The following is a 6125-nucleotide window of genomic DNA, read 5'->3' on the forward strand; positions in this document are numbered from 1 at the left end:
GGCGAGGGCCAAGCTCTCTCCGCTTCATGCGATGGTAGCTAACCACCACATGCTTATTACATACAAGGCGGGCAGGTTTATCCTTACGTTGCACCGCTGAATGCCGAAGGCCAAACCGCTGTCAGCGCGCCGTGGATCGTCTTCAGTATTGTCAGCGAAAACTTTGGCGACACCCTTTGCGGCCCTGCCGAAGAAACAGATTCCGTTCAGGTTGATGTTTACGCCAAATCGCCTGATGAAGCCCGCGCAATTCGTGAGATGGTACAAAACGCGCTGGCTCCCCTGAATTTCACGCAACTTAACCGAACTAACGGCTACGAGTCAGAAACAGGGCTCTACCGTGCCATGCTGGAAATTCAGAACCAGCAATAACCCATCACCTCACCAATAGCCGCCTACGAGCGGTTTTTTAATGTCCGGAGATCACATGTCGAGTAAATACGAAGTCACAAAGGGTATGACGTTCGCCGTCACTGACGCGCCGGTTTCCGCCGCTGATTTTACTGCACCTGGCTTTCCCGGTGTGGGCATCACCTGGCTGGAAGCTGCCTGTGCAACGAAAGAAATAACCTATACCGGCGGGCAGAAGGGCGACATTGATGTCACCACACTGTGCTCAGTCGAACAGGAGCAGACCAACGGCCTCGCAGCACCGGCAGAAATGTCTATCACCCGTAACTGGGTTGGCGATGAAGAGGCGCAGGCCGCATTGCAGACGGCATATGAAAATGACGAATTGCGGGCGCTGCGCGTGAAATTCGCTTCGGGTAATGGCTACTACATTCTCGTAGAAGTACGTCAAAGCTCATGGTCAGCGGCTACGTCTTCCGTCGTCGGCGCGACGTATTCACTGCGCGTTCGCGGCAAGCCGATCCCTATCATTCAGGCAACTTCCTAAGCGGCTCAGGCCGCTTTTCTTTACCCTGAATTCCTTCACTTTTAGAGAACCCAACAATGAAGAAAACGGCACTCTCTGCCTCATTACGTGATCTGGCTTTGGCCCCGTCTGGCGCATATCGCACAAAAGAAGTTTCGGTACCGGAATGGGGCAACACCAAAGTCACCCTGCGCGAGCCGTCAGGGGAAGCCTGGGTTAATTTTCGCGAATTCCTTTCTCCAGAACTTCCGGAAGGTACGGAACCTCCAAAACTGACTCCTACCGAAACTTTCATCCGCAACCGCGACGCTGATGTGATCCTGTTTATCGATGTTTTGCTGGATGAGACCGGCGCCCCCGTATTTTCCCCAGAAGATAAAAAGTTGGTTTCGGAAATTTACGGCCCAGTCCATGTGCGGCTGCTGCAACAGGCTATGGCGTTAGGTCTGAGCCAGGAATCTGCTGAAAAAAAGTAAAAGAGCCGCTGACTTTCTTCCTCTTCTCTCTGGCGCTCCGGTTGGGGCGCACCGTTCACGAACTCCGCCAGACCCTTACTGCCAGCGAACTGAAAATGTGGATCGCCTATGACCGGTTGAGCCCGATCGGCGACTGGCGTGGCGATGTTCAGGCAGCGCAGGTTGCGACCGCAGCTATCAACGCACAGGGCGGCAAACTTAGCATTAACGATGTGCTTCTGAAGTGGGGGCAGACGGAAGAAGAGAAAGAAATTAGTGATTTTGAAGAGTTTTTAGGCGGTCTTTGATACCCGCGCAGGCGGGGTTTATGGGTGAAATATGGCTACTCTGCGCGAACTTATTATCAAAATTTCAGCGAACTCCAGTTCATTTCAGTCTGAAATTTCCCGTGCTTCCCGGATGGGGGCTGATTATTACAAAACAATGGAGCAGGGCGGTAAGAAGGCTGCTGCTGCTGCACGAAACACCCGCCAGGCGGTTTCAGAACTCAGCGCACAATTATCTTCTGTTCAGTCATCTGCAGCGGGTTTAGCCGGTGCTTTTGCTGGCGCATTCGCTACTCACCAACTTATTGAATTTGCTGACACATGGAACCAGTTAAATGGGCGCCTGCGTTTAGCTTCAACCTCAACCGACGATTACGCCACATCACAGCGCACGCTAATGGAAATCAGCCAGCGCACGGGGACTTCTCTCGAGGCAAACAGCAACCTTTACAGCCGTATTGCCCAGGCGCTACGTGCCGCAGGCTATGCGTCTTCAGACGTTGCGAAGGTCACCGAAACTGTGGCTACGTCGTTGAAGCTGTCAGGGGCCAGCACAGAAGAAGCCAGTTCGGTGATCACGCAGCTCAGCCAGGCATTAGGTTCCGGCGTTTTGCGGGGTGAAGAGTTCAACGCCATCATGGAGAACGGCGGACGGTTGGCGAAGCTTCTTGCCGATGGGTTGGGTACCACGGTTGGCGGGCTCCGTAACATGGCGAACAACGGAGAGTTGACGACTGACAAGATCGTCCCATTGCTGACCAATGTTCAGGTGCTCAGAAAAGAATTTGAAACCCTCCCGGCGTCGATCAGCGGATCCGCCCAGAAAGTGCAAAATGCCTTCCTCGCATGGGTGGGCGGCGCGAATGATGCGGTTGGTGCGTCATCGAGTCTGTCTGGCGTGTTGGATGGACTGGCGAAAAACATTAATACCGTTGCCAATGTTACGGGCGCGCTGGTTGGATTAGGCATTGCCCGGTACTTCGGGAATATGGTGGGAAGTGTCGCCCAGTCAACCGCCGCAGTAATCTCAAACACTGCTGCTGAAGTCGCGCTGGCTCAGGCTCAGGTGCGTGGCGCACAAGTCAGCGTGGCTGCTGCACGCCAGACTGTTTATCGTGCGCAACAGGCAAGGGCTGCCGCAACATCCATTGAGGCGCAAATTCTCGCTGAACGGAATTTAGCTGCCGCCCAGACATCACTGAACAGCGCTATTAGCGGGCGTTCTGCGGCGATGAGCCAACTGAATAACACAGCGTCAGTGATGAACCGTTTGGGCGGCGGCGTTCTTAGCCTGCTCGGCGGTTGGCCTGGCCTTATTATTTCCGCCGGAACGGCAATGTATGGTCTGTACCAGCATACACAGCAGGTTCATCAGGAAGCCGTGGGCTTCGCCAACAATCTCGATGAGATAAACGGCAAACTTCAGACCATGTCGGTACTTGGCTTGAAGGCAACAGCCGGTGATGCGCGTTCTTCTCTGGCCGCCCAGAAAAGCGACCTTGCCGATCTGGATGTTCAGATCGCCAAAGTGAAAGACAGCCTGAAAGGTCTGGATCAGATCCAGCAGGACTATAACGCACACCCGACCGTAACGCAGTTGAACACGTTCATGGATCAGGCGGACATCACTGCCAAAAACATCGAACTGACCGACAAGCTGAACAAACTGGAGTACGACCGCGAAAATGCGGCCGCAAAAGTTGCGAGCACTCAGAAGCTGGTTAATGACGCGAGTGATCTGGCAACCAAAAAGGCTATTGAACAGGCTGGCGCTGTCTCCATTCTGAAAGGCGCATATGACCTGCTCAACCGGTCAATGTCTGCGACAGCAGGCGCAACACTGCCGCAGTATGCTGGGCCAGTGGTTTCAACCGTCAATGCCACACCTCAGCAGTCAACGGCTGTCGAAAAATCCCGTCGCGAAAATGAGTTAGCCAGCCTTTCAGGCCTGCAAAAACTTCATCAGCAATATGTTTATGAAGCTGAGGATCTGAAGCTCACCGGCGCACTGTACACGACTTACATCTACAACAAAGACCAGGCAGCCCAAAAGGACGCCGCAGCGGCGCAGGCAAAAAAGGATGGAACTGCCGCAACCAATGCGCAGAATAAAGCGGAGCGAGAAGCGGCCACTGTTGCTGAGCAGTACAGTCGCAAAATGGCTGATCTTACTGTCGCTATCGAAGTTCAAAAAGTCAGGGCTACGGAAGGTGAAAAAGCTTCTGAGCTTTACGCAGCATCACATCAGGCTGGTACTAAATGGACAGATGAGCAGCGCAAAGCCATTCAGGCATCCTCTGCTGAGTTGGCTAAGTGGAATCAGCGTGCTGACGAAACAGTCAGAAAGCAGCGTGAACAGGCTGATGCACTGAAGGATTTAACAGATGCAGCCCAGAAATACCGGGATGAAACAGCGCTGACGACAGAAACCGCCGGGCTGAGTGACCGACAGCGCACGCGGTTTGATGAAACCCAACAGGTTAACAGGGTGTTCTCTAAAACCGATCAGGGAGCACAGGCAATCGCGGCGAGAAATCTGGCTCTTGATGAGTTGGACAAAAAATATAAGGCCACAGCAGCTGCGGAAGCTGACTGGATGTCTGGCGCTGCCAAGGGATATAACAACTGGCTTGAAGAAATCAGCAATGTCTCGGGCACTGTTTCAGACGGCGTAAAAACCACGATGGATAGCGCTTTCACCAACGTCACCTCAATGCTGGAAGGCAACAAAGTCAGTTGGAAGTCTTGGGGCGTATCTGTTCTGCAAATTATCGAAAAAGTGGCCCTGCAAATGGCGGTAGTCAGCGCTATGGGGGGCGGCTCTTCGTCGTCTTCAGGTTTGTTCGGATCCTTGGTCGGAGGCGTGGCGAGTTATTTCGGTGGGTCTGCGGCATCCGGCGCGGCGTCGTCAAGCTCATTCTCTTCGGGTGCGTATAGCAATCTAAGTTTTAACGCCAAAGGCGGCGTCTACGATTCCCCGTCCCTTAATTCTTTCAGCGGCGGCGTTTACAACACACCGACCATGTTTGCTTTCGCGCAAGGCGCTGGGGTATTCGGGGAGGCAGGGCCGGAAGCCATCATGCCACTTACTCGTGCGGCCGACGGATCGCTCGGCGTGAGAGCTGTTGGTGGGAGTAATTCCTCTGGTAGTTCCGGCGGCGCACCGCAGGTTTACATCACGATCGACGGCAATGGCAATTCCAGTTCGCAGTCCTCTGGTGGTTGGGAGCAGTTTGGAACGCAAATTTCAAATTATGTTAAGCAACTCTATCAGCAGGAAAAGACCAAAGATTTGCGGCCTGGCGGCGATATCTGGAATGCAATGAAAAGCAGGTGATAAATGGCGATTGATACATTCACGTGGTGCCCACGAATAAATGCGGAAGCGGAGACCACACTCCGCGTTCGGAAAACACAGTTTGGAGATGGATACACTCAGGTTGCCGGCGATGGGTTAAATGCCAAAAGTCAGGAGTGGACGCTAAGTTTCACCGGCAACGAATCATACATTTCTGCAATAAAAAATTTCCTCGATTCACATGGTGGCACAAAAGCATTTCTTTGGACGCCTCCGCTTGAACCCATTGGCTTATTCCGATGCGAAACATATAAACCAACGGCGCTTGGAAACGGGAAACATAACCTTGATGTGACTTTCTTACAGGCTTTTAAACCATGATAAACAGTGATTATCAGAAATTAGAGCCGGGCGACACTGTCCGGTTGTTTGAAGTTGATGGCACCGCCTTTGGCACAGGCGATGTGCTCCGTTTTCACAATTACAATCTGGCGTACACCGAGGCCGAAATCTTGGCCTCCGGAGGCGATGAATCGAAACTGCCAGCGAAATCCATCTGGTGGCAGGGCAACGAATATTCAGCGTGGCCGGTTCAGATTGAAGGCATTGAGGCTTCAACAAGCGGCAGCGGCGCACAGCCGAAACTGACTGTGGCGAATCTTGACGGGTCGATTACTGCGTTGTGTCTGGCTTACGATGACATGCTTCAGGCTGTGGTGACCATTCACGATACGCTGGCGCAATACCTCGACGCCCGAAACTTTGCTGGCGGGAATGCCACGGCGGACGCCACGCAGGAGAAGTTGCAGGTTTTCTACATCGACAGCAAGAGCATGGAAACCAACATCTCTGTTGAGTTCACGCTGAGCAGCCCGATGGATTTGCAGGGATTGATGATCCCGACGCGGCAACTTCATTCTCTCTGCACCTGGTGCATCCGCGGCAAATACCGATCAGGGGATGGCTGCGATTACGCCGGTACCAACTATTTCGATAAGCACGGTAATCCGGTTAGCGATCCCTCGCTCGACGTGTGCAACGGCACGCTGAACACGGGCTGCAAACCTCGCTTCGGGGCAAATAACGAATTGCCGTTCGGCGGCTTCCCGGGCACATCTCTGATCAAGAGCTAATTATGCGTGATAAAACCCTGCAGGCTATTTTTGAACATGCCCGGCAGAGCTACCCGCACGAATGTTGTGGCGTGG

At 53.3% G+C, this 6125-nt stretch carries 7 protein-coding genes; all 7 read left to right on the forward strand.

Annotated features, from left to right (window positions below; genetic code table 11):
• The first annotated feature begins 96 nt into the window (after positions 1–96).
• Genes J8X26_RS23530 through J8X26_RS23560 form a run of 7 tightly spaced genes read left to right on the forward strand, consistent with a single transcriptional unit; the run spans position 97 to position 6050 of the window.
• Positions 97–372, forward strand: a complete 276-nt coding sequence (locus tag J8X26_RS23530) for a DUF3168 domain-containing protein (protein ID WP_307803504.1) — start codon at positions 97–99, stop codon at positions 370–372.
• A 55-nt stretch (positions 373–427) separates the two neighbouring features.
• Positions 428–898, forward strand: coding sequence for a phage tail tube protein (locus J8X26_RS23535; RefSeq protein WP_013575134.1), 471 nt, complete (start codon positions 428–430; stop codon positions 896–898).
• Between the two features lie 56 nt (positions 899–954).
• A complete protein-coding gene (locus tag J8X26_RS23540) occupies positions 955–1353 on the forward strand; it encodes a phage tail assembly chaperone (RefSeq protein WP_152324920.1) in 399 nt (132 codons plus the stop codon).
• Between the two features lie 8 nt (positions 1354–1361).
• Positions 1362–1640, forward strand: a complete 279-nt coding sequence (locus J8X26_RS23545) for a DUF4035 domain-containing protein (protein ID WP_152324919.1) — start codon at positions 1362–1364, stop codon at positions 1638–1640.
• A 31-nt stretch (positions 1641–1671) separates the two neighbouring features.
• The gene (locus J8X26_RS23550) at positions 1672–4956 is read left to right on the forward strand and encodes a phage tail tape measure protein (RefSeq protein WP_208952123.1); all 3285 of its coding nucleotides are present in this window, start codon (positions 1672–1674) and stop codon (positions 4954–4956) included.
• Positions 4957–4959: 3 nt separating this feature from the next.
• Complete coding sequence (locus J8X26_RS23555; protein ID WP_208952124.1) at positions 4960–5298, forward strand: phage tail protein; 339 nt, start codon at positions 4960–4962, stop codon at positions 5296–5298.
• Positions 5295–6050 (forward strand): phage minor tail protein L, encoded by a 756-nt coding sequence (locus tag J8X26_RS23560; RefSeq protein ID WP_208952125.1) that lies wholly within the window; start codon positions 5295–5297, stop codon positions 6048–6050. The genes J8X26_RS23555 and J8X26_RS23560 overlap by 4 nt, the downstream gene beginning before the upstream one ends.
• Positions 6051–6125: the final 75 nt, after the last annotated feature.

The sequence above is a fragment of the Rahnella sp. ChDrAdgB13 genome (assembly GCF_017655185.1).
Classification (GTDB): Bacteria; Pseudomonadota; Gammaproteobacteria; order Enterobacterales; family Enterobacteriaceae; genus Rahnella; species Rahnella contaminans.

Coding starts and splice junctions, on each gene's coding strand:
- J8X26_RS23535 (WP_013575134.1), top strand. CDS start 428: ATGTCGAGTAAATACGAAGTCACAAAGGGTATGACGTTCGCCGTCACT.
- J8X26_RS23540 (WP_152324920.1), top strand. CDS start 955: ATGAAGAAAACGGCACTCTCTGCCTCATTACGTGATCTGGCTTTGGCC.
- J8X26_RS23550 (WP_208952123.1), top strand. CDS start 1,672: ATGGCTACTCTGCGCGAACTTATTATCAAAATTTCAGCGAACTCCAGT.
- J8X26_RS23555 (WP_208952124.1), top strand. CDS start 4,960: ATGGCGATTGATACATTCACGTGGTGCCCACGAATAAATGCGGAAGCG.
- J8X26_RS23560 (WP_208952125.1), top strand. CDS start 5,295: ATGATAAACAGTGATTATCAGAAATTAGAGCCGGGCGACACTGTCCGG.